The following is a 23,140-nucleotide window of genomic DNA, read 5'->3' on the forward strand; positions in this document are numbered from 1 at the left end:
GTTTTATAAATTCAAAAAAAGAAACCCGGCACTTTAAAAAAGTACCGGGTTTCTTCTATTAGAAGCAGCTGCTTCAAGGATTTACATCATCTTTTTAATTTCATCCTTAATGGATTCCGCTTGAGGTCCGAATACAACCTGAACCGCACCTTGCCCCAGGCGCATGACGCCAGAAGCACCGAGCTTTTTCAACTCCGAATCTTTAACAGCCTTCTCATCCTTAACTACGAGACGCAGACGTGTGATACAAGCATCAATGCTCGTAATGTTCTCAGGTCCGCCGATATTTGCAAGGACTTTGGCCGCTTTTGATTCTCCGGATATAGCAGCAGCGGGATTTCCGACAGACGCATCATCTACCACCTCGTCTTCATCATCTTCACGACCTGGAGTCTTCAGGTTAAACTTTACGATGATGATCCGGAAAAGGAAGTAATACAGTACCCCGAAAGCCAGACCAACAGGAATGAGCAGCCATGCATTGGTGGACAGCTTCAGATATAAGAGATAGTCAATCATACCTGCCGAGAAGGCAAAGCCCAAGTGTACGTCCAGCAAGTACATGATTAAACCTGATAGACCTACCAAAATCGCATGCACAATGTACAGTACAGGAGCGAGGAACATAAACGCAAATTCTAGCGGCTCTGTAATACCGGTCAAGAACGAAGCAACTGCCGAACTGATCACAAGAGAACCGACCAACTTACGTTTGGATGGCTTTGCTGTATGGATGAAGGCCAGCGCTATTGCAGGCACTGCAAACATCATGATCGGGAAGAATCCGGACATGAACATACCTGCCGATTTGTCTCCATTCATGAATCGGGTCAAGTCACCTTGAACAACCTGACCAGCAGCGTTCGTGAAATCACCAATTTGGAACCAGGCAATCGTGTTAAGAACATGGTGCAAGCCAGTAGGAATTAACAATCGGTTCGCTGTGCCGAAGAGGAATGCTCCGATTCCACCAAGTCCTACAATCCAGTTACCAAAAGCTGTAATAGCGAGCTGAGCTGGATACCAGATCATACCTACTAAGGCAGCTAAAACCATAACAGAGGCAGCCGTAATGATAGGCACGAACCGCTTGCCGGCAAAGAAACCAAGCCAATCCGGCAGTTTAATTTTGTGATATTTATTAAACAAATACGCGGACCATAAACCTACCAAAATACCGCCGAGCACACCCATATTTAACTTTACATCATCTGCAATAAAAGGTATTTGCAAAGGTACTTTTTCCAACACCCGTGTCAGCACCAAATAACCAATCAATGCGGACAGAGCCGCAACGGCGTCTCCGGCGAATCCGATCGCAACACCGATCGCGAAGATAATCGGCAAATTATCCAGAATTGCAAGTGCCCCGGAAGTCATGAATGGAGTTACATATTGATTCAGAAAAGCTCCGAGAGCTCCCAACGGTATATCTTTTTGATAGTCAATTAATCCAAGACCCTGCAAGATACCTGCAGCAGGCAATGTTGCCACCGGCAGCATAAGGGACTTACCCAGCTTTTGTAATTTAGCCAGCATTCTCAATCATCCTTTCAACTTCAATAATTTAGCTTTGATTTGAAACCGTTTACATAATGCATCGAATGAATCACCATTTCTTCCCTTTCATTCGGGGAACAAACCTCAGTAAATCCTCCTCCTTAAGAGTCCCTGTATTGTATTCATCATTTTAAGGCAGCATGAATCCGGTCATTCTGTTATTTACGATATGGGGACTTCCGACCGTTTTGTTGGCCATCTCGAACTCAATGTCAACAAAAAAAGCCAAGAAGAACGGCGACTATATAAAAAATAGTCCGTTTCTTCTTGGCTCATGCCCATGCTTATGGTAACACGCCTTAAAACGTATTCATTTGATGTTGATATCTTAATCTACATCTTCTTGTTTTGTCAATGACCAATTACTTTTTTTCTCCTACAATCGAACTACTTTAATTCAATGGTCAGAACGGTATCTTGTCCTGCTACGACATCACCTGTCTGACTTTCTACATTGGAAGCCAGTTCATCCGCATTGGTTACGATGATCGGTGTAATGGTTGGATAACCTGCAGCTTGAATAGCAACCATGTCAAATTCGATGAGCGTCTGTCCCGACTTCACCTGATCGCCTGCCTGCACATGGCTCGTAAATCCTTCACCTTTTAAACCTACTGTGTTGATACCGATATGGAACAAATACTGCAGACCAGTTGCTGGATCCTCCAGCATCACGGCGTGCTTGGATTTGATGACATGGGCAACCGTACCATCAAAAGGCGCTATCAATTTGCCCTCTGAAGGCTCAATGGCGATCCCTTTGCCCATATGTCCGCCAGCAAACGCCTCATCGGGGACTTGTGCTAAAGGTACGGCTTTCCCCGTTACTGGGGCTGTGACTTGAATAGCAGTTGCTGTTTTTTTCTTTTTCCAACGATCAAACATGTTAAGATTCCTCCCTAGGTTGTTGATTCTTTTGCTGTAGTCGACCTGTGAATAAACGATATAGATGCATTGCGAGAAAGCAAACCTCCGCTTCGAGAACCTTCTTGCCAAGCTCATGCTCCATCATTGCCGAGAGTCGGGTGGCCAGATCGTATTCGTAAGGAAACTTGGTGCGGATTTGCTCCGCGAACGGATTGTCCACATGGATTTCTTGATTCAAGATTCGATCTACCGAAAATCTCAAATGCATAAGAAGACGAACATAATCCATGCTTCCGCGATCAAACGAGATTTTCCGTTCCTCTTCTATATATTTAACCAATTTTCCAACCACATTCGATGCCTTCACCAAATGGCCAACGGGCACATGGCTAACAGCCGAATACACATGATAGGTCAGGAAACCGATCTCGTCCTCAGGAACCTCAATATGGAAAGCATGGCTGATGAGCTCTGCTGCCCTGACGGCGATATCATATTCCTTGGGAAAGCTGATCCGGGTCTCTTCAAGGAAAGGATTGATGATATCCATACCTTTACGAATCCTGTATATCGTAAATTGGATATGGCTGGGCAGGGCCAAATACACTTTATCATTTAGAGTGCCGGGAAATTCCTGTCCAATCAGGTTAAGTATCTGATCCGTAATCTCCAAGACCTGCGGATCAAATTCTTCGAGCAGATGATGCGCCTGGCTCCATTGATCCTGATCCTCCAGTCTGAATAGCTTCTCAATCCGCTTATCATCCGAAGCAATAATACCGCCTGCTTTTGCGCCAAAGCCGATTCCTTTGCCCAGAATGACATACTCTGATTCCTTCTTGCCACCAGTCACCATCACGACATTGTTACCGATAACGCGTACAACTGTAAACAACTCGATCCCGCCCATTATCTTCCCCCTTTCCTTTAAGTTTAATCAGTGAACCGCCGAAGGATCCAATAGCCAGGAGAGTTTCTTGCAAAAAAATAAAAGCCAAGAAAAGACCCCTTATGAAAGTGTCTCTTCTTGGCTCATGCCCTATTAAGGTAACACGCCGTCTTTTGTTCAAACTATGATTCCATCATAAAACAATTCTCTAGCATTCGTCAACATCTGACATGGCCAAAACGCAGCCATCTATAGGGATCTCCCCTCTAATTCTACCCCTGATTTGACGATGCCGGCTTACACCGCAATCCAATTTTGAAGTATATGAATCACTTCATCAATATGGATAGGCTTATGAAGAGAATCATTCGCACCGCTAGTAATAAGCTGCTCATTATTGCTCGTTTTATTCGTGGTCATGACGATAATGGGAAGGTCTGACCATTCCGGATTCTCACGAATCCGTTTCAATGTTTCTACTCCATCCATTTCCGGCATGAGCATATCCAGCAATACCGCGTCCGTATTTGGATGCTTGTTGAGCAGCTCCAAACACTCAAATCCATTATGTGCTGTGTGTACGTTCATCTGGAGTTTCTCAAGTGCATTGGTTAAACGATATACGTTCCGAATATCATCGTCTACGATCAAGACCGTTTTGTGTGCCAATCGCTTGATTTCATCCGCCCCGTAGTCCTCCATTGAAATATCATTCAAGCTGGATGTACTCGCGGTAGCAGCCACTTCCGGCAGCATAAAGAGATTGTCGGTTTGACTATCCTCCGTAAGCAATGGCAGATACAAGACAAATTTGCTGCCAACCCCTTCCTTACTCTCCACGGTTATATAACCGCCCAGCAGCTTAGCCAGATGCAGCGAGATGGATAATCCGAGCCCCGTCCCGCCAAATCTTCTGGCTGTCGTCTCTTCCCCTTGCTGGAACGCTTCAAAGATCGCCATTAAATGTTCCTCCGAAATTCCAATCCCCGTATCTTCAACGGAAAAAGCAATAACTTCACCATTTATCATAAAATCTGCTGTTACGATGGAATCCATCTTCTGCACCTGTAATGTGACGCTGCCTTTCTCGGTAAATTTAATCGCATTCGAGAGCAAGTTGCGCAGAATTTGATGGAGCCGCATCCCATCACTGTATATCATATCAGGGAGGTCGTCCGCCATTTCGATATTAAAATTCAGATGTTTAGATTCAGCGCTCTTCGAAAAATATCCTTCCATTAATTCAGGAATTTCAGTCAAATTAACGAGGCTCATGTCAATTTGCAGCTTTCCTGCTTCTACCTTGGACAAATCCAGAATATCATTAATCAGATTCAATAATTCACTGCCCGAGTTATGAATAACAGAGGCATACTGCTGCTCTTCTTCAGAGAGGTTACCTTGTTTGTTCTCAGCCAATATCTGAGAAAGTATGAGCATGCTGTTGAGCGGAGTCCGCAGCTCATGAGACATATTCGCCAGAAATTGAGATTTATACTTAGAGCTTTTCTCCAGCTCCTTAGCGTATTTCTCCAGTTCTTTGGCTGCTATTTGTGCGGCTTCCTTCTGGGCGCCTAGTCGCTCGTTTAACATATGCATCTCAGCGGTGTGAGTTTGAAGCTCCTCCGTTTGTGTCTGCAATTCTTCGGTTTGACTTTGCAGCTCTTCATTCAAGGATTGGGACTCATGATATAATTGTTGAATTTCCATTTTACTCTGAATTGAATTTAAGGTTACCCCAAGCTGTTGATTAAGTTGCTCCAGCAGCTGTATTTCCAGCTCGTCAAATGGCTGAAACTTAGCCAATTCTATCACGCCAAGAACTTGTCCTTCAAACATGACAGGTGCAAGCAGGAGCGTGCTCGGCTCAGCATCACCCAGCCCCGATTCGATCCGTACATAATTGGGAGGAATATCATCTACAATAATCATTCTCTGTTCCAGCATGCATTGCCCCACCAAACCTTCTCCTGGCAGAAAACGATCTCGGACCTTGTTCCATGGCTCTCCATCAGGATCGGCAAAGGCTGCTGCCTTTACCAGCCCAATTCCTTCCTTATTAATGAATACGGCACCATAGGGCAGTTTCAAAATCCCCGCCAGCTTATGAATGAAGAATTGGACGGCGGTCTCCACGCGGTCAGATGATTGGAGGAGCGTGGACATTAACGAAACATGATCTTTGGCCCAGTTCTGCCTTCCAACATGGGCCAACAGTTCATTGGTTGTGTCCGCCAATTGGCCGACTTCATCGTTTGACCGTACACGTATCCTTTGCGACATATTACCGCCCTTGGCAATATCGGAAATAATATGGGTCACCATGGATATTGGTTTTACAATACTTTTGGATATAAGCAAGGCTGCGCATATCGTAATCACAGCGGCTCCAGCCCACAGCAGGTACATCAGATATAATAAACGGGTGTTGCTATCCTTCATTTCCTCAATTCTGTAGGTGGTTAGCTCACGTTCCTTACTTCTAAAAGAGAGGAATAGCTCATTAATGGATTTCATGGTTTGCTGACCTGGATCGTTAATAAAGAAGTGAAGTGCTTCTTCATCCTGTCCGAGCTGTTTGAGTTGTACTGCCGGCTGGCCGGCGACCGTAATCCATTCCTTGATGTTCTCTTTGATATTCTCAAGATGATTGGCCTGCTCTGGATTATCACTGACAAGCTGGTACAGCTTGTTGTACTTGATCTGCCAGGCCGACAGGGCTTGATTAAAGGGCTCGAGGTAGCTGTCATCGCCTGTGATGACAAAACCTCTTTGGCCGGTTTCCATGTTCAGCAAATCTTTCTCGATCTCATGTGTAAGATTATGTACTTCGATATCATGGACCTCTATAAAATCCGCCTCTTCCTGCAATGAAGAGATATGGAGTGATACAATCCAGAGAAAAACTCCGAAACACAATAGTATTAATAAATATCCGAAAACGATCTTGCTGCGAATGTTGAATTTCAGGTTGTTAGACAAGCGGCTAACCTCCCTTTATCATCTGTCAAAATTAGTCTGCTCATATTCTCATAGTAATTGTTATGAAAATGGTTTACAAGCAAAACCCTTATCCATTCTATCAATGATACTTTAGTCTTAGGCAGTCAGATTTATATATTAATTTGCATATGTTGTATTAATCAAATTATACTCCCGCTGCTTAGCAAGATAAGAGCCTAAAGATATAAAAGTTGGAGGTGGCCTCAAAATGATAACCTTAAAAATAAAGTCGGCGATACTGCATTGACAAAGCATATATCCAATCCAAGAAAGCAGGCTGAGGGTAAAGCCAGCCATGGAGCTGCAGCTGTGTCATCACAAGAGCTTCCCCTTCTGCAAGGGATGTATATGTCAGAAATCCATCTCGGACGGGGAGAAGGCCTCTCTCCTCATGGCCATCCGGACTGCGACGAATTATGCTATGTCATTCAGGGCGAAATCAGTTATTCCTTAATTGATCCGGGAGATCAACGAGTCCGTCTAATTCTGGCCGAATCCGGCCAAGTATTACATGCACCGGCAGGCTGGTGCCATTGGCTGACCTCATTAACTTCCAATACGATTCTTCTCTTGATCTATAGCGCTCAGCATCCACAACAAATGGATATTGGACCGGCATGGTCATACTCGCTTCAGGAGGCAAAGATCCCACAAAAAGAGGTTTCATCCAAGCAAACTCATACATACGGCAACCATAACCTTGCTCCGCAGGATAAAGAGTGGATGCCCACAGCCTCTGAGCCTTCTCATCCTGAACCGCCATGGCTTAATACAATGCGCCAGAACAACAAAACCACACGCGGCCAATGACGGGCCTCGTGTGGTTTACGCGATACCTAAAGAGACTTTCATATGTAATGGATCAGTCAATATAAAATCGTTGTTCAGGGCGGATTTGTTTCTTAAGCAAATGCAAGTCTGCTTCCAGCTTCGCAACAGTTTCTTCAATCTCTTCCGGATTCAATGCCGGACGTTCAGCCTCCGGCTTAATCCCTGCCTTGAGATCGCGAATGGTAATCTGCTGCTCCTGCCATTTATCCATAAGATCAGATATGGTCGCATAGAAACGCTCATAATCTTGAATTACTTCATCCAAAAAGGAATCCACTTCCTCCTGATCATATCCTCTCAGTTTATTCGAAAAATCCTTCTCATGGATAGACAAAGCGTCCAGTTGAATGCCTAGCTGCCGAAATAGCTTTTTCTGTTTATCCAAACGGCGTTTCATGTGTTCATCCATATTGATTTACCTCCAAATATTAGCACAATCCTACTTTTTGAGCTTTCTCTCTATCTTTGTTTATATCATATTCAGCACGATGAATAAAATACTCGGGGTCTTTTTTGGAGAATGTTCCAAAAACAGCAGGCTGCCTTCGCCATGATTCATGTGATTGTTACCAATCCTTTTCGGGTATTGATTTACATTAAGAACTTTTAGAGTGCAACCATACTGGAGAGGAGCGACTATAGATTATGACTTCCATTACAAAACAACAATACAATGAACTGCGAAGACGGTTGCTCAGCGACAAAGAACGATTGAAGAAGCAATTGGACTCCAGGGATGAAACTATCCGGGACGCCTCCTTGCGGGATTCCACGGGGGAACTGAGCGCCGCTGATAACCATCCCGGAGACGTTGGGACCGAAGTTTTCGAACGCGAACGGGACATGGCAATTGAAGAAGCACTTTCTGAAGAATTGGATGAGATTAACTCCGCTTTACAGCGAATGGACGAGGGACAATATGGGATTTGCGCAATCTGCGGACGTGAAATTCCATATGAACGTCTGGAGGCTTTACCTTATACCGCCTATTGTGTTGAAGATACTCCGCGAAAGGATATAAGTGACGATCGGCCGGTTGAAGAAAGCGTGATGACTCCGCCTCCGTCAGGAGCAGGAATTAACCGTCAAAGGGCTGATGGTAAATTCGATGACGCCGACGCTTGGGAAGCCGTGGAAGACTACGGTACGTCTACTTCGCCCGGCATGTCTGTTAAGCCTGGACAAGACGACTACAAGAAGGATGTATGAGCTTAGAAAGCTAAACGAAAGCTGGTACCTGCTCAGGTACCAGCTTTTATTAATAGGACAAATTTCTTCGTAACCAGAGATATAACTTTCGGAATTCAACATTCCACAGATTACATGATCTCTACTCGAGACGAGGATCTTGCTGATTGCAGACACGCTTCGATTGCCCTTATATTGCAGATGGCATCTTCCGGGCCATAAGGGAGCGGAGTACCATCCATCACAGCAGCCGCCATGGCATCCGCTTGCAGTGCGAAATGGTTATATATTCCGACCTTCTCCTCGCGCGTGCCCTTTGCGGTATGAATGAAAATCTGGGCCATATCCTCCATCCGCTCCCAGCCGAAAGCTGAAGGAAGCTCGATTCTGCCATCGGTTCCCGCGATTTCTAATGAACACCGGGAGTAAGTCCACATGCCGCATTCAAATGTAAGTCCGAGCCCATTCCCAAACTCCATCATTCCATGCACCATCATATCTACTCCGTCATGATCCTCCGAGAAGAAAGCATGGGTTGTTACAGCCTTTGGCTCCTGTCCGTAAATCATGCGCGCAGCTGAAATAGGATAGCACCCCACATCATAGATAGAACCTCCGCCCATATTTTTACTGTAGCGGACATTCCCCTTATCCTCCGCATTGTTGAAGGTAAAAGATCCATGAATCCCTCGAAGCTGACCAATCTCTCCACTCTCAATAATTTCTCGAACACGGGCATGCTTGGGATGATACCGGTACATAAAAGCTTCTGCAAATAGCACATTATGTGTTTTGGCTGCTTCCGCCATTTCCCTTACATCTGCTTCCGTCAAGGCTGCTGGTTTCTCACACAAAACATGCTTTCCAGCTTCTGCAGCTTTGATGGTCCAAGGCTTGTGAAGATGATTCGGCAGCGGAATATACACAGCATCAATCGTAGGGTCGAGCAAAAGCTCGTCATAAGATCCGTAATATTTTCCGATATGATATCGTTCTGCGAGCTCGCATGCCTTTTCCGCATTCCTGCTTGCAACTGCCCCGATCTCACAGCGTTCCGATTTCAATAAGCCTGGGATCATCGAATTTCTTGCAATACGGGCCGTACTCATAATTCCAAAGCGCAGTTTTTTGCTCACGAGGTCATTCCTCCTTTGGCTGCTTCCATTCCGTTAGTACCCTAAAAGTTATCATTAACCGCTTTGTGAAGAATCCCCAGGCATCGGTCCAAATCCGTCTTTACCTGTTTCTTATAAAGCTTGGCCTTCTCTGCACCTTCGTCTGTAAAATGATAAAGAACGATTTCCTGAAAATCCACCCGGGGGTCATTCCCCTTCAACTGCTTGGTACGGTATAGAACACCTTCCTGAACCAATTCATGCAGTGCCCGATAAATTTCGCTCTGCGGCGGTGAATATCCATAGCTCTTGAACTCTTGCCGCAGTTCCTCCAGCATCTGATATCCGTAGCCTCGCTGTTGTTCAACCTTGGTGATGAGATAAACTTTAATAAAAGCGCGCTGAGCAATCATAAATGCCACGGTACGCCTCCCCCTTCATGCGACTAATGAAAATCCATAATATCCCTCATTATAACTCGCAGTTTCCCAGTTTGCACAATAGGGTTCATTCTACTCTTTTAAACCATGAAGAAGGTAATTGAAACGTTCGAAGCTTTGGTGTATAGCTGGAATGATGCGAGAATGTTATTCATGGTTTCTGTTATGAATTTTTCATATGTTGTATTTTAATAATGATTAATTATTCATCTGTTGTCGTTTGGATGGTTGGGTTTAGCGACTCACGGAGGTTCATCCTCAACAAAAAAACCACCCTTAGAGGGTGGCTTTGTAGGCTATATGCCAGCCGATGTGCCTGTATTGGTTGATGGCTGCGATTTGCCGCCGGTTCGCCGTCTATGATGATGCTGCCTTGGGCCCGCAATTCCGACCAGCCACTTTCCGAACGGCAGCTTAGCAAGCAGGCGCGTGATGCCATAAGCAGCAGCTGCGCTAATGAGCCAAGAGGCAAGGATTCGAACAAACGGTGGCATGTGAATCAGCAGGGATTCATCCACGACATAGCTTATACGCAGGGTCAACAGATGCATCAGATAAGCTCCATAGGAGTATATCCCAATAGAGGTTAGAAGTGTATTCACTCCCCCTCCCGCATAACGGCAGACCCAACCAGCAACATCATACATGACCAAGATGGAGCTGATTAGAAAGATAGCCATCGAGGGCTTGAGCAATGATAATGAATAGAACGTAATTACGCCATTTTCAGCTGAACGAATCTCATTCACGGCCTGAATAAGCATATATCCAAACATAAACACGAACACGATCCATATGACGGGCCGGGCCTTCTGCAGCCATTTATTCCAGGAGTCATGGTATAACCCGGCTGCAGCTCCGAGCGCAAAATAAAAGAAATAATATAGAGCATTCCGATCCGCATAGGTTGTGAACAGATCGCTCCATACCGGTATATTCAGGCTGCCCATCCATTGGCCGATATCATTAATAATTCCCGTTAAACCCACGTACATCAATCCGGATAAAATCAAGATTGCTAACTGTGTTCTCCAATTCCAGCGTTCTTTTATTCCCAAAATAGCGGATCGAAACAGCGGGTACAACAAATAGAATTGAAACAACATAATAATATACCAAAAATGCGAGCTCGATTTCCCTGTTAACCATACTTCCCCAAGGTATTTCCAATCATCAAGCCGAACAGGATTAAACTTATGATTAAATAATAGCGTAATTAAGGTCCATACAGCAAACGGGACATAAATATCACCGAAACGCCTCTTTATAAATTTGCCGTAATGCAATGATCCCTTATCATTATAAAACAGCACCATGCCGGTAATAAAAATAAAGACGGGAACAGCAAATTTTGTTGCCATCAGAAGGACTGCCATCCCCAATCCATCGTCTGCTGTCATTCCCGGAGCTACAGAATAATTGGCAATGGAGTGCTGCAAAACTACGGCCAGAAAAGCTAGTCCTCGCAGTCGCTCAATTTCCGGTATTCTCTCTTTGGACATACCGCTCTCCTCTCAGCTTAGCTTGGTTCAGTAATTATATACTCATTGTAAGGTACTTGGCCCGTCATCAGGTAATCCAAATTATTACGGACGATCATGTTATCACCAGCACGATCCTACTTTCTGAAGGTTATGTACGCACCAAAAATGCCAGTGCTCATTAAAAAACCGGTTCCTTACCGGAACCGGTCTATGTTTCTTACAGCAGATAAGTTCCACCTGGTGGCAGTGTATCTTCCCGATCTTGAGAAACCGCCCCGTTTCGTTCCCCATATCTGTCATCATAATCGCGGAATATATCGTAAATGCCTGTATTTTCTTGATCGGCGTCTACCATGACTAAGATACGACCCTGATCTATATAGGACTCATATTCTTTTGCCTCATCCTCCGGAATACCAAGACCAATGAAGCCCCCTACCAATCCACCGGTTCCTGCACCGACTGCTGCGCCCGCAAGCGTAGCTGCAATGGGGCCTGCTGCTAAAATCGGGCCAATGCCAGGTATGGCCAAAGCTCCCAAGCCTGCCAGCAAACCTGCTGTTCCTCCTAGTATGCCGCCGGTTGCTGCACCTGCAGCCACACCTTCGGGTGCCATGGTTCCTGTCTGCTCCGCGATCGCCTCGGCTTCACGTTTATCTTTTGCTATGATCGAAATGGCATCATTCGGAATACCATGCCGTTGAAGCTGCTCAATTGCCTTGGCTGCTTCCTGTTCGGAACGGAATACCCCAACCATTTTCTTCTCCATGATAAACCCTCCTAATCGGTGGTCTTTCTTTTTAACATTACCCGACTGAAGGTTATTTTAAACGTGTCCAAGATGATGTCACGGTTTCGGCTTGGTCCGACGGGTTGCGATTGCTTCCAAGGGATCTTCTGGCCAGTAATGCTTCGGATACCTGCCCTTTAAGTCCTTTTTCACCTCATAGTATCCATTGCGCCAGAAGCTTGGCAGATCCGATGTGACTTGTACAGGTCTTTGCGCTGGTGACAACAGATGAATAGTAAGCGCGACTTTTCCACAAGCAATACGAGGGGTATCCTGCAGCCCAAACATCTCTTGCAGGCGAACTGCCAGATATGGTTGTTCCGGGTCACTGTAGTTAATCGGGATCATGGATCCGCTCGGAACCCTGATATGGGTGGGTGCTTCCTTCTGAAGCTGCTGCTTCTCCTCCCAACTGAGCATATGTTCCAAGAGAGTGCCCGGGGCAAGGCGCCTAATATCATGACGATTCCGCAATCCATCCACATAAGGAAGGAGCCATTCATCCGCTTGCTCCAGCAGGCCATCATCCGAAACATCGGGCCACTTGCCCTGAGGATCATGTCGATGCATAAAGGCCATCCGCTCTCTAAGCTGAAGCGCAGCCTTGCTCCACTGAAGCAGCCCAAGCCCCTCCTGCCTGATGCCTTGCAGCAGTGCCCGCCCAACTTCCTCTCCGGACGGATTCGGATAAGCTTGTTCCTTCACCACGATAGCTCCGAGCATCAGCTTCAATCTTGCTCTGATGCTGCCTGATGCTGAATCCCATAGAACTTCCTTATACTGTTCCATCTCACCGTGATAATACTTATCAAGCCATGTTTCGTTTAATTCGGTTGCAAGCTGAATAATTCCGTCTGCACCTTGGTCATCAACGGCTGCCGCCACTATAAATGGAGCACGGCTCATGGGCTGCGCCGAGGTTAATCTGATGCCCCGGCCGCTACGCATGAGAAATCCATTCCCCCCTCTGTTCTTTGCAATCCGGTCCGGATAAGCGAAGGAGAGCAGTAATCCGCAGAGATCCAGCTTTCCGCTCGTTGTATATGTTAAATGCAGCCCCGCATGGAGCTTCTTGATCTCTAACTTCATCCTCTGCAGCACACTCTCCTTAGCCGAATCTCCTTCAACAGCTTGGTGACCCTGCTGTTCATACATAAGCAGCCGCTCGACACGTGTGCGCAGGTCCTGATCTCCCACCGCAAGACCTCTGCCCAGAATATCACGTTCCTGAAGCAATACGGCAATCCGAATAGCTAATGAAGCCTCACCTATTTCTTCAGCCTTCAGGAGCATATGAGCCAGCCGAGGATGAAGTCCAAGAAGCGCCATCTTACGTCCATGCTGGGTGATATGCTCCGACTCGTCCAGAGCGGATAACTGCATTAACAATGCTTGACCCTGCATATAAGCTGAACGGGGAGGCACATCAAGCCAAGCAAGCTCCGCCGGGTCACGTGTCCCCCATACAGCCAATTCCAAAGCTAGAGGGGCCAGATCAGATTCCTTAATCGCTGGAATGGTGCTCTCCGGCAAGTGACGATGCTCTTCCTCACTCCACATGCGATAGCATGTACCGGCTGACAGCCGTCCTGCCCTTCCCCTTCTCTGATCTGCCGATGCCCTTGAACAGCGTCTTGTGATCAGTTGCGGCAAACCCGTTCTCGGCGAGAACACCTCAGTACGCATATAACCGCTGTCTACGACCGTCCTGATCCCATCAATGGTAATGCTGCTTTCAGCAATGCTAGTTGCCAGAACAATTTTACGTCTGCCGTTCGAATCAGATCGTATAGCTTCATCCTGCCGTTCCGCAGGAAGCGCACTATATAACTCACGTATAACGATATCGTTGCCGAGTTCCTTTTTCGTTAATTCATTAGCGGTCCGCCTGATTTCTCGAGCACCCGGCAAGAATACAAGAATATCGCCTTGTTGTTCGGAGAGTGCACGCTGGATAGCGTTAGCAGCACCTTTATGTATTTCATCCAGAGAGATGGAGTGCAAATAATGAGTAGACACGGGAAAAGCGCGGCCCTCACTAAGGATAACCGGGGCATCACCCAGAAGCTTCGCAACCGGCTCTGCCTCCAAGGTAGCGGACATGACCAGCAGCCTTAAGTCTTCCCGAAGTACCGTTTGCGATTCCAGTGCAAGGGCGAGACCGATATCGGCCTGCAAATTCCGTTCATGAAATTCATCGAAAATAATCATGCCGATGCCGATTAATTCAGGATCCTCCTGCAGCATGCGCGTCATGACGCCTTCCGTCACGACTTCGATGCGAGTGTTCTTGCTAATCTTGCTGTCCATCCGTACCCGATAGCCGACGGTTTCTCCCACAGCTTCGTCCAAGGTAGAAGCCATGAAGCTTGCGGCTGCGCGGGCTGCAATTCTTCGGGGCTCCAGCATGATGATCCGCTTGCCTTCAAGCCAAGATTCGTTGAGAAGTGCAAGAGGCACCTGTGTCGTCTTGCCTGCTCCCGGTTCAGCGATCAGAACGGCGTTATTTCTTTGAGATAAAGTTAATTTCAGTTGTGGAATCACGCGGTGAATCGGTAGCTCAGTCATGGACACATCTCCGATATGCTAATCAATTATCAATGCTATAGTTCCTTAATTATATTAAAGTGCCGTTTGACGTCAAGGGCAAAAGCATGGTTTACAAACTGGAAAGAAGCGAACCAAATACGCTACAATAAGAAGAACCATCTTGTAGACACATCATGACAACGAGTCGGAAGGTGAAATGTATGGAGCAGCATGCCACATTTCGCGGTCGCTTTGCCCCGACGCCATCAGGCAAAATGCATATTGGCAACGCGTTAACCGCTTTACTCGGATGGCTGCAAATGAGAAGTTTGAACGGTCTATACGTACTCCGCATTGAAGACATTGACGTTCAACGTTCTCGCCGGGAGCTGGCTACTCAGATCATGAGAGATTTGGAGTGGCTCGGCTTGGACTGGGATGAGGGTCCTAGCTGTGGGGGTCCGAGTAGACCTTATCATCAGGCCGCACGTCTCTCGTTATATGAACAGGAAATAGAAAAGCTGAAGGAATCGGAGGCTCTGTATCCCTGCTACTGCAGCCGGGCTGATATTGCAGCGGCTGCTCGTGCTCCACATGGTATTGCTTCAGAAGGTTTGCGCTACCCGGGAACTTGCAGGGATCTGTCCGGGAAAGAAGCTGCCCTCAGAGAGCTGCGTAAGACACCTTCCCTGCGAATGAGTGTACCTCAAACCAGCGTCTCGTTTATTGATGGCATCGCTGGAGAGCAGAACAGTCAGCTATCTGACGGGGGAGATTTTGTTGTACGCAGAGCCGATGGCATCATCTCATATCAACTAGCAGTAGTTGTGGATGACGCATTAATGGGCATCACTCATGTATTACGAGGGTCCGATCTTCTGGATTCCACTCCTCGCCAGCTTCTCTTATATCAAGCGTTAGGCTATCAGCCTCCTCAGTTTGCACACACGCCGCTGATGGTAGATGCAGAAGGAAGAAGGCTTGCTAAGAGAAGCCGCGGGCTAAGTATATCGTTTCTTCGCGGTCAGGGGATCATGCCGCAACATATCGTCGGCTGGTTGGCTTGGACAGCAGGATTCATGGATCGACCAGAGCCAGTGACTCCTGCTGAATTAATTCCTCACTTTGACTTATCAAAGGTTCCCTCTTCACCAATAAGAATGACCGATGCTATCACAAGCCAGCTATTTAAATCTTGATGATGGTTCCTTTGCGAAGCCCATCTATTTAATCCAAATCAAACAACCAGCGCCAGTCTTTCATTCTCAGATGAGAAGTAAGACTGGCGCTGTCTGTTATTCATCAGGGGTTAAGCGTTCCCTGACCTTGGTCTCATACTGCGTGAACACACTGCTGCCGCTAAGTCCCCGCTGTTCCAGCAGCATTTGCAGTCTTAGCTGCTTCTCACTGAGCTTGCGTCTGATCTCCTCGTGCTCACCATCATTGCGGGCAGCAGAGAGCAAGTCATGAAGCTGGACGCACTCTTTGCGAAGTGTAACTTCTTCAGGTACATAACCTGCATTTTTCATGATATGGTAGGACATTCTCATATCCTCGGGTATATGCGAAAGATCATCGATCGATAGCTTCTTGCCGGCCAGAGGCAAATCATCCAGCTCGCCATTGCGTATCGCCTCTTCAATCTTCTGTTCAGCCAATCTGGAAAACATACTCATTTTCGCCCAGCCTCCCGTTTCCTTCTTACTTCTAATATAAAGGGGCATCGTTAAAATGCCAAGCTCAAGAGGCCAGGTTCTTCATGGTAATCCTGTCGCTTCACAGCGTTTATAAGAGTGATTCTGCCCCATCAATGAAAATTTGCGCCCCGGTAATATGCTTCGACTGGTCGGAAGCGAGAAATGCTACCAAATCCGCAACCTCCTCAGGCGTTCCTGGTCCGTCAGACAGCGGCTGGCTCCCCTCCGGATATTCCACCGGAATTGCAATTTCCTCAAGATTTCCCTGCTTCTTCGTGCTTTGATCAATATTGGTGGATATCGCTCCTGGACAGATTACGTTGACTCTGATCTTGAATTGAGCGAGCTCTAGCGCGGCCATCTTCGCGAAAGCCACCTGCCCTGCCTTTGTGGTGCTGTAAGCGCTCATCCCGAAATTCGAGAAGGTTCTGGTACCATTCACCGAGCTGGTAATGATGATGCTCCCTTGTCCCCGTTTTTTAAGGTGAGGAAGCGCAAACTTGACCGTTAAAAAGGTACCATTCAAGTTCACATTCAGCGTTTTATTCCAATCTTCCAGTTTCATATCATCAATCGGTGCCAACACACCGTTGATTCCCGCGTTCGCAAAAACAATATCGATGCTGCCAAAAATCTCTACCGTTTCCAGGATCGCTTTCTCGACGCGTGCGGGATCTGTTGTATCCACATCGAAAGCTCTAGCAGCACCCTCTCGAATGGAATTGATCTCTGATTCCACTTCATTCGTGCGGTCATCCAAGAGATCAAATAAGGCAACATTCGCGCCTTCCTTAGCCAGCTGAACAGCGGCTGCCTTCCCGATGCCTGACCCAGCTCCCGTAATGACAGCCGTTTTTCCATAAAAGCGACCATGTGCTCCATTCATGTTCATGTCCGACTCACTCCTTCTCATCATCATCCGTTATATACCCTCATCTGTCACAAGATTACCCAAAAGGAGCAGTTTTATAATCATGAATCTAATTATTTTCTAATTGCAGATACAAAAAAAGCCGGGCCGAAGGCCCAGCTGAATATGAAGATAAGCACAATGTGCTGCTCTAAACTACCATATAATCTCGAGAAATGAAGCATCATCTTCCAGCCCGCCTGTATGACGGGCATTCATTAATACTTGCACTTGTTCATCAGGAACCGGATCTTTCATGGAGTCCAGATCAAGGAGTCCATCGCTATATACTTGAAGCCGATAACCGATATCAGATTCCAGTTTACTGGAGAATACATGAGGGCTGCCCCCAATCGGTCCTTGCCTTGAGGACCATCGTTCGGCCGTGTGGAACCGATCGCCGAGCAGCGAGGTGATTTCCTTGTGCTGACGCCACAAACGCACCCTGGAATCACCCTGCCAAGCCAGCCATATTCTCCCCTTTCGGCGAAATCCTGAAGGCAGCTCTATACGTCCGCATATATACATAGCTTCGCTGCCCTTGCGCTGCTTCTCCTCCAGAACTTCCCGGAGGAGCTGCGGCGTTTCTGAACTCAACGAAAGAGCATTCACTTCTCTCTCTGCTTCATGAGTCAGTTCCATCAGTCTTCGTTCAAGTGATGAGGAAGTAAACTCTTCATTTGTCTCCAGCCAGTTCATTAATCCCTGACCCAGCAGACGCGAGGCCACATCGCCGCGATAACTCAATCCGACCCCATCGCACAATACAAAATGACACACGTCTTCATTTACCCTTAGCGCAAGGTAGTCTTGTCCCCTCTCGGAGAGCATGACCGACTCAGCTGCTCTGCCATAGGCGTAACGGCATGTAAAAGAATCTGTAATCCTCGTAAGCGGTTCTTCCCCGGTCTGCTTGCTTTCGTAATAATAGGAGGCAACTTGCGCCTCTCTCCTGCCAATTCCCAAAGACGCTATGCTTCTGGCATATGATCGTTTCATCAAGACCTCTTACCTTACCGGAGTGGCAGCTGACATTTGAAACCCAATGGACACCAGTTCTGAGCATGTGCCCGGCAGCATCATTAAGGCCCCTGGACTCAGTTGATAGTCCGCTTCAACCAGCATCTCACGATAGCTTTCTGGCAGAACCGAAGACATCATCTTCAGCTTCCGCGCATGCTCATCCTCTAACGAAGTATCAGGCAAGATTCCCTTCCAGCGACGCGGCTCCGATACCGGCTGGCTCATCAGATGATCCGATATAAAAATATTCTCCACAAGCACATTGCCATCCGGCACGCTCATGCTCATGATTCGGCGGGCAATCGGCTCCGGATCATCGCCTGTTGCCACCCCATCGGTCATATGGCATACAAGCGGTGCAGGACAATCCTGCATATTCGGTATCTCCGATTGTAGAATTTTCTCGGCCTGAAGGAACGCTTTAGCCGAATCAGAGAAACGCTTAGGCGTCAAATCAGGAAGTGAACCAATCGCCGCTATTTCATCTATCCCTTTGATACCGTTTAATAAATCATAGACATCATCGCTGTACGCGAGTATCGCAATGCGGTACCTGGGAGTCAAACGATTCCCCTTGGTAGATCGGAATACCATTTGTCTTATCGCCAAAGACAGGGCCTCGTATACAACATCGATCCGTCTGCGGTTCTCCATCAGCATATTCATGGAGGCGCTGATATCGATCAGGTATATGATTAGCGCTGGCGTGCGCTGTGATGCTTGAATGGTATAGTTCATCGTGAGTAACATTCACCCCTGCATTCTCGTTATCTTTACTTTTGTTACAGTTTTGGTATCCAGTGGTTGTTGTCACTTAAGAAGTGCTGCAGGTTGTTGCGGCGACTGCTCATTTTACCAACGGTTTTGTAATAGGCCTGATCCTTATTGTACAGGGCAAGAAATTCGCGTGCTGCATTCACAGCCCGGTCTTTGTTCCCGGCCACCTGTGAATTATATGCTTTATTATATAAGGCAACCAGTTCTATTACGTTCTGAGAGCGCTGCTGTTGGATCTTCGCCGCACGCGCTTGCTCGGCTGCCTTCGCTTTCTCCTTCGCCTTGCGCTCTGCTTCCGCTTTGGCGGCTGCAACTCTGGCAGCTTCCGCTTCCTGGGCCGCACGCTTCTTTTTCTCTTCTTGCTGAACTAAGTAGGCTTCGTACTTCGCCTGATTATCATATTTCTCTTGTAATGCCTGCTTTTTCTTCTTCTCTTCAAGGGACGCAAGATAAGCTTCATATTTGGCCTGTTTCTCATATTTGGCTTGGAGCTCCGCTTTTTCCTGTTCCTTTCGTGTCTGTTCCGCTTCTTCAGCCTTCTTGGCAGCTTCCGCCTTTAAGCGTTCTTCTTCGGCTTTCTTGGCCTCCGCTTCTTTCCTGGCAGCCTCTTCCTGCTGCTTGCGCTGCGCTTCCTCGATTCTGCGCGCTTCCTGAGCCTGCTCTTCCGCCAGACGCTGAGCATCCAGCTGGCGGCTCTCGGCTTTTTCTGCCAGGATCTGATTCACCGTAATGGCGGAGCCGGCCAATATCATGATAGCGACAGCAGCCGAGAATATGAATTTACGGGATAAGAGCAATGCTTTAATGCCTTTGTTGGAAGAGTCTTCATCTGGACGCAGCTGCTCCTCCAGTCCCTGTATTGCGGCGGCGAGCTCTACCTCCAGCGGACTGTCTTTTTTGACAAAATGATACGCAGAACGAAATATTTCAAGCGCACCTGAAAGATTACCTGCCTTCTCCAAGTCACGTGCTTGATGAAATAAGCGTCCAACCACATTATCATTGACTTCTCTGGAGGCAGGCTCCAATCCAAATGATCCAATCATCTCTGCTTTCGCTTCTTCAGCCTGCTCCCCATGGCTGTGATTGGATTGTTCAGCCTGAGGCTCGGAACCGTTAATGGCAGGTGCTTCTTCAATCACCGCCTCTTCCTCGCTTAAGGAAGAAAGTGCAATCAGCCACTCACCAAAAGTAGGGCAACTGCTCAAATCTTGGCTATCCCAAGCTCGGCCGAATAATTCTGAAATCTTTGTATCCCATCGCTGGCCCAAAGACTTTTTTAACAGAAAATAACGCTCGCACGGAGTCTGCATTTCATGCTGATCGAAATAACTTTCTCCCCAAGCCCGATTAACGATAGCCGGATCGCTCCATCCCAGCATTTCGGCAATAATGATGGCACCGGCGAACCGGTCGGCATAGGCGCTCCATAACCCGCTATGGACCGTTCGATGGGCTGCATAGCCTGGCGAACCGGCGAGAAGAACATCTGGCCGATCCATTTTGGGGCTGTACATCTGTTCCACATCGACAAGCTCCACAGCAGCCGCGCCTTCCGGCAGCTTCACTTCCGAAAAAAACGGAAGCATGACATTGGGCGCAGACAGATCACAATGCGCTAATCCGCGCTGCTCCATGCTTGAGCCGATGGCTGCCAATGCTTTGGCAAGCATCAGGCTTTCAGAACGACCCAGATTACGCTGATCACTAATTACATCGAACCAAGTACAACCATGAATCCATGGCATAATGACCGCGTATAGTAAATCCGGATATTCCGCTATCAGATCTCCGTTTCTTTCGGGAGTGAGCACCTCACGACTGCTTACCTGCAAACCCGGTATTTCGCGATAATTTCCCATATGCTCAGATTGATAAACCATAGCCGGAATTCTAAATTTAGGAAAAAACACTTTAAGTGCCTTAGCCTCATGCAGCTGCCCATCCACAGGAATCAACTGATAGACGATTCCTTGCCTTCCTGCCTGGGCATAGGCTACGCCTGGTGCTGCGGGATGCTGTCCTACTGTATAAGACTTTCCATTGATAACGATCCCATCGCCCGGGTTTGGCTGAAATGTCATGAACATCACCCTTCCTTAACTCCGTTACCTGACTGCATAACTCGATTCATATCAAATCATACGCTACTCATCTAAAATTGCAAGAAAACCGGGTTGTTTCCCACCCGGTTTACTATGACTATTAAACTATTATAAAGCGATCTTGAAGCCGTAAATGGCTATTAACGGGATTCGTCAGCCATACGGAATTTCTGAGCGATCGCTTTCAGCTCATTGCTAATGCTGTCAAGCGTTTGAACGAAGGAGTTCATCAAGCGGCTTGCTTCCTGAAATTCCTGGAAAAAGCGCTGCTTTGTCATACCGTCCCATTGACCTTCCATTCCGTTGATCGATTGAGTCAGACTGTTTACAATTTGCTGACTTTGATCACCGCTTTGCTTAAATTGATTCGCGACTTGCTCAACTTGTTCCGGCGTAATTAAAATACGTCCTGCCATTTATGTAACCTCCTCGAAATCGTTTTCTGGTGACACTTGAAATCTTAGCCCAAGCGCTTACCTTAATCAAAATGTCCTCAGACCTAATTTCCAATTACCCAATACGTCCCAATTTGAAACATTTTCCATACCCTTGATCCCATTTTTTAGATAGGGAATTAGTTGGCAATTTCAAATGAAGATGGGTCTGTAAAGGTCCAACTTTGCCCGGCTAGCGCGGCTTGTTTGGCTGAATCCCCATTGTCTCCACTGGTCATACCCACGGCAGCGGCTGCCGAGCTCGGGTTGGATATCACGGTAGAGTTATTACCATATTCAGGCAGTATCGCTCGACTATCCATTCCGGAGGCTGCAAACAGTGCTGTAGGTGATACGGTGCTTATCATAGCGTGTTCCAGAATCGTATGGTACTGATGATCCGTTTCTTGAAATTGATCGGCTTTGCTTTGAAGATGCTTGCCCAATTGAGCAAGAAGAGCTCCCAGATGCTCTCCCAAACTCCGGGCGGACTGCCATTCATCAATAACCGCCGCTTTCAGAGACGTCTCCCAAACGAGTGAATTCATCGCTTGATCGAGCGTTCTCGTTATCGCTAAATATTCTTCGCTACTATGCTGCAGCTGACGGCTTAACGTCCGGAGAGACTCCGGCTCGACAGAAATACGCATTGGTCCTCACCTTTCATACAGGCTCTGTTACTGTTTCAGCCACATGAGAAGCATATGCCGAAACTGCTCTTTGGTCGCTGGTGCTGCTGTTAACCAGTCCTGGTCTCCCTCCAGGCTCATACGCAGCAGCCAGTTCATGGACTCATTCACTATAAATGCTGCATTTTGACTTTCCCAGCTGGTTCCGTTCCATATCGACAGCTGGAGTTCCCCCGAAGATACCTTGTTTTTCATACATTTTGCTAACGCGATTGAACCTTCTGCATCATCTGTTAACCTGGCCAGGCGATCACTGATATCCCCGCTATTCTGTTTGGACGCGGTAGTGTAAATATCTCCAAATTCCTTCCGGCTAAGCAATAAAGCCGGTATGTCCCCCCAGTTCTGCTCGCTAAGAGCAAGATCTTTAACGAGTTGATCACAGGTTTCTTCAATCGTACCAAGTTCATTGAGCATATAACGCCGGTTGTCTTCGCCGCTTCTGCGCACTTGGATAACCCGTTCATCAGTTACATGCAGATATCCTTCAAACGCCGTATCCTGATTCTCATACTTCAACCAGCACGCACGCTCCGCCAGTCCAGCAATAGCCACTCTTGAGAAGACTTCGGGTGGGATCGACAATTCCCCACCATCTTCTTGAATTAAATATTGCTTGCTTAGGAGTGATTGCTTGGCTTTCTCCCATTCAACTGCGATTTCTTCAGTTAAATATCCGGCGAAAGGATCTTCCACACCAAGTAATCGGTCCGATCCGATAATTCCAGCCAAGAAGAAAAATTCCTTGTCATCTAGTGTGATCGTCTCTTGTTTGGAAGCATGAATTGTCAACATTATGAGCCACCTCC

At 47.1% G+C, this 23,140-nt stretch carries 21 protein-coding genes; 3 read left to right on the forward strand and 18 right to left on the reverse strand.

The window, feature by feature from the left end:
- Window positions 1-81: 81 nt before the first annotated feature.
- From nagE to AM231_RS12590, 4 genes are all read right to left on the reverse strand, one after another.
- Entirely contained in the window at window positions 82-1,539 is a 1,458-nt protein-coding gene (gene nagE, locus AM231_RS12575; RefSeq protein ID WP_053492756.1) for an N-acetylglucosamine-specific PTS transporter subunit IIBC, read from the reverse strand.
- Window positions 1,540-1,947: 408 nt separating this feature from the next.
- A complete protein-coding gene (locus AM231_RS12580; RefSeq protein WP_054402895.1) occupies window positions 1,948-2,445 on the reverse strand; it encodes a PTS sugar transporter subunit IIA in 498 nt (165 codons plus the stop codon).
- 1 nt (window position 2,446) lies between these two features.
- Window positions 2,447-3,337, reverse strand: a complete 891-nt coding sequence (locus tag AM231_RS12585) for a PRD domain-containing protein (RefSeq protein ID WP_053492754.1) — start codon at window positions 3,335-3,337, stop codon at window positions 2,447-2,449.
- 276 nt (window positions 3,338-3,613) lie between these two features.
- Window positions 3,614-6,298 (reverse strand): CHASE3 domain-containing protein, encoded by a 2,685-nt coding sequence (locus AM231_RS12590; protein ID WP_054402896.1) that lies wholly within the window; start codon window positions 6,296-6,298, stop codon window positions 3,614-3,616.
- 264 nt (window positions 6,299-6,562) lie between these two features.
- Between AM231_RS12590 and AM231_RS12595 the strand changes: the two genes are divergently transcribed.
- The gene (locus AM231_RS12595) at window positions 6,563-7,129 is read left to right on the forward strand and encodes a cupin domain-containing protein (protein ID WP_082341615.1); all 567 of its coding nucleotides are present in this window, start codon (window positions 6,563-6,565) and stop codon (window positions 7,127-7,129) included.
- Window positions 7,130-7,181: 52 nt separating this feature from the next.
- Here the strand turns inward: AM231_RS12595 and AM231_RS12600 are convergent, their stop codons facing one another.
- Complete coding sequence (locus tag AM231_RS12600) at window positions 7,182-7,559, reverse strand: DivIVA domain-containing protein (RefSeq protein WP_053492751.1); 378 nt, start codon at window positions 7,557-7,559, stop codon at window positions 7,182-7,184.
- Window positions 7,560-7,795: 236 nt separating this feature from the next.
- Here AM231_RS12600 and AM231_RS12605 point away from each other — a divergent pair, with 236 nt between their 5' ends.
- Window positions 7,796-8,359: a TraR/DksA C4-type zinc finger protein gene (locus AM231_RS12605; protein ID WP_054402897.1), complete on the forward strand. Its 564-nt coding sequence runs from the start codon at window positions 7,796-7,798 to the stop codon at window positions 8,357-8,359.
- Between the two features lie 110 nt (window positions 8,360-8,469).
- On the opposite strand, the gene AM231_RS12610 is transcribed toward AM231_RS12605, so the two are convergent.
- From AM231_RS12610 to hrpB, 5 genes are all read right to left on the reverse strand, one after another.
- The gene (locus AM231_RS12610; RefSeq protein WP_054402898.1) at window positions 8,470-9,474 is read right to left on the reverse strand and encodes a Gfo/Idh/MocA family protein; all 1,005 of its coding nucleotides are present in this window, start codon (window positions 9,472-9,474) and stop codon (window positions 8,470-8,472) included.
- A gap of 41 nt (window positions 9,475-9,515) precedes the next feature.
- Complete coding sequence (locus AM231_RS12615; protein ID WP_053492748.1) at window positions 9,516-9,875, reverse strand: replication termination protein; 360 nt, start codon at window positions 9,873-9,875, stop codon at window positions 9,516-9,518.
- 314 nt (window positions 9,876-10,189) lie between these two features.
- On the reverse strand, window positions 10,190-11,395 hold the full coding sequence (locus tag AM231_RS12620) for an acyltransferase (protein ID WP_054402899.1): 1,206 nt from the start codon (window positions 11,393-11,395) through the stop codon (window positions 10,190-10,192).
- A 199-nt stretch (window positions 11,396-11,594) separates the two neighbouring features.
- On the reverse strand, window positions 11,595-12,146 hold the full coding sequence (locus tag AM231_RS12625) for a general stress protein (RefSeq protein ID WP_054402900.1): 552 nt from the start codon (window positions 12,144-12,146) through the stop codon (window positions 11,595-11,597).
- Between the two features lie 78 nt (window positions 12,147-12,224).
- On the reverse strand, window positions 12,225-14,735 hold the full coding sequence (hrpB, locus tag AM231_RS12630; protein WP_054402901.1) for an ATP-dependent helicase HrpB: 2,511 nt from the start codon (window positions 14,733-14,735) through the stop codon (window positions 12,225-12,227).
- A gap of 182 nt (window positions 14,736-14,917) precedes the next feature.
- Between hrpB and gluQRS the strand changes: the two genes are divergently transcribed.
- Window positions 14,918-15,895: a tRNA glutamyl-Q(34) synthetase GluQRS gene (gene gluQRS / locus AM231_RS12635; RefSeq protein WP_054402902.1), complete on the forward strand. Its 978-nt coding sequence runs from the start codon at window positions 14,918-14,920 to the stop codon at window positions 15,893-15,895.
- A 96-nt stretch (window positions 15,896-15,991) separates the two neighbouring features.
- On the opposite strand, the gene AM231_RS12640 is transcribed toward gluQRS, so the two are convergent.
- From AM231_RS12640 to AM231_RS12675, 8 genes are all read right to left on the reverse strand, one after another.
- Window positions 15,992-16,372: a DnaJ family domain-containing protein gene (locus tag AM231_RS12640; RefSeq protein WP_054402903.1), complete on the reverse strand. Its 381-nt coding sequence runs from the start codon at window positions 16,370-16,372 to the stop codon at window positions 15,992-15,994.
- 109 nt (window positions 16,373-16,481) lie between these two features.
- The gene (locus tag AM231_RS12645; protein WP_054403641.1) at window positions 16,482-17,279 is read right to left on the reverse strand and encodes an SDR family oxidoreductase; all 798 of its coding nucleotides are present in this window, start codon (window positions 17,277-17,279) and stop codon (window positions 16,482-16,484) included.
- A gap of 180 nt (window positions 17,280-17,459) precedes the next feature.
- A complete protein-coding gene (locus AM231_RS12650) occupies window positions 17,460-18,302 on the reverse strand; it encodes a hypothetical protein (RefSeq protein ID WP_054402904.1) in 843 nt (280 codons plus the stop codon).
- A gap of 9 nt (window positions 18,303-18,311) precedes the next feature.
- Window positions 18,312-19,064 (reverse strand): vWA domain-containing protein, encoded by a 753-nt coding sequence (locus AM231_RS12655; RefSeq protein WP_053492742.1) that lies wholly within the window; start codon window positions 19,062-19,064, stop codon window positions 18,312-18,314.
- Window positions 19,065-19,108: 44 nt separating this feature from the next.
- Window positions 19,109-21,187 carry a protein kinase family protein gene (locus tag AM231_RS12660; protein ID WP_054402905.1) on the reverse strand — a complete coding sequence of 693 codons (2,079 nt, stop codon included), beginning with the start codon at window positions 21,185-21,187 and terminating at the stop codon, window positions 19,109-19,111.
- Between the two features lie 161 nt (window positions 21,188-21,348).
- Window positions 21,349-21,624: a WXG100 family type VII secretion target gene (locus AM231_RS12665; RefSeq protein WP_006211202.1), complete on the reverse strand. Its 276-nt coding sequence runs from the start codon at window positions 21,622-21,624 to the stop codon at window positions 21,349-21,351.
- Between the two features lie 158 nt (window positions 21,625-21,782).
- Entirely contained in the window at window positions 21,783-22,292 is a 510-nt protein-coding gene (locus tag AM231_RS12670) for a WXG100 family type VII secretion target (RefSeq protein WP_053492740.1), read from the reverse strand.
- A gap of 27 nt (window positions 22,293-22,319) precedes the next feature.
- Entirely contained in the window at window positions 22,320-23,126 is an 807-nt protein-coding gene (locus AM231_RS12675; RefSeq protein WP_053492739.1) for a hypothetical protein, read from the reverse strand.
- Window positions 23,127-23,140: the final 14 nt, after the last annotated feature.

It is taken from the genome of Paenibacillus solani, assembly GCF_001277345.1.
GTDB lineage: Bacteria > Bacillota > Bacilli > Paenibacillales > Paenibacillaceae > Paenibacillus_AQ > Paenibacillus_AQ solani.

What these genes read in the sequence shown, in the direction of transcription:
- nagE (WP_053492756.1), bottom strand. Translation starts at nt 1,539, where the DNA reads ATGCTGGCTAAATTACAAAAGCTGGGTAAGTCCCTTATGCTGCCGGTG.
- AM231_RS12580 (WP_054402895.1), bottom strand. Translation starts at nt 2,445, where the DNA reads ATGTTTGATCGTTGGAAAAAGAAAAAAACAGCAACTGCTATTCAAGTC.
- AM231_RS12585 (WP_053492754.1), bottom strand. Translation starts at nt 3,337, where the DNA reads ATGGGCGGGATCGAGTTGTTTACAGTTGTACGCGTTATCGGTAACAAT.
- AM231_RS12600 (WP_053492751.1), bottom strand. Translation starts at nt 7,559, where the DNA reads ATGGATGAACACATGAAACGCCGTTTGGATAAACAGAAAAAGCTATTT.
- AM231_RS12605 (WP_054402897.1), top strand. Translation starts at nt 7,796, where the DNA reads ATGACTTCCATTACAAAACAACAATACAATGAACTGCGAAGACGGTTG.
- AM231_RS12620 (WP_054402899.1), bottom strand. Translation starts at nt 11,395, where the DNA reads ATGTCCAAAGAGAGAATACCGGAAATTGAGCGACTGCGAGGACTAGCT.
- AM231_RS12625 (WP_054402900.1), bottom strand. Translation starts at nt 12,146, where the DNA reads ATGGAGAAGAAAATGGTTGGGGTATTCCGTTCCGAACAGGAAGCAGCC.
- hrpB (WP_054402901.1), bottom strand. Translation starts at nt 14,735, where the DNA reads ATGACTGAGCTACCGATTCACCGCGTGATTCCACAACTGAAATTAACT.
- gluQRS (WP_054402902.1), top strand. Translation starts at nt 14,918, where the DNA reads ATGGAGCAGCATGCCACATTTCGCGGTCGCTTTGCCCCGACGCCATCA.
- AM231_RS12640 (WP_054402903.1), bottom strand. Translation starts at nt 16,372, where the DNA reads ATGAGTATGTTTTCCAGATTGGCTGAACAGAAGATTGAAGAGGCGATA.
- AM231_RS12645 (WP_054403641.1), bottom strand. Translation starts at nt 17,279, where the DNA reads ATGAATGGAGCACATGGTCGCTTTTATGGAAAAACGGCTGTCATTACG.
- AM231_RS12650 (WP_054402904.1), bottom strand. Translation starts at nt 18,302, where the DNA reads ATGAAACGATCATATGCCAGAAGCATAGCGTCTTTGGGAATTGGCAGG.
- AM231_RS12655 (WP_053492742.1), bottom strand. Translation starts at nt 19,064, where the DNA reads ATGAACTATACCATTCAAGCATCACAGCGCACGCCAGCGCTAATCATA.
- AM231_RS12660 (WP_054402905.1), bottom strand. Translation starts at nt 21,187, where the DNA reads ATGACATTTCAGCCAAACCCGGGCGATGGGATCGTTATCAATGGAAAG.
- AM231_RS12665 (WP_006211202.1), bottom strand. Translation starts at nt 21,624, where the DNA reads ATGGCAGGACGTATTTTAATTACGCCGGAACAAGTTGAGCAAGTCGCG.
- AM231_RS12670 (WP_053492740.1), bottom strand. Translation starts at nt 22,292, where the DNA reads ATGCGTATTTCTGTCGAGCCGGAGTCTCTCCGGACGTTAAGCCGTCAG.
- AM231_RS12675 (WP_053492739.1), bottom strand. Translation starts at nt 23,126, where the DNA reads ATGTTGACAATTCATGCTTCCAAACAAGAGACGATCACACTAGATGAC.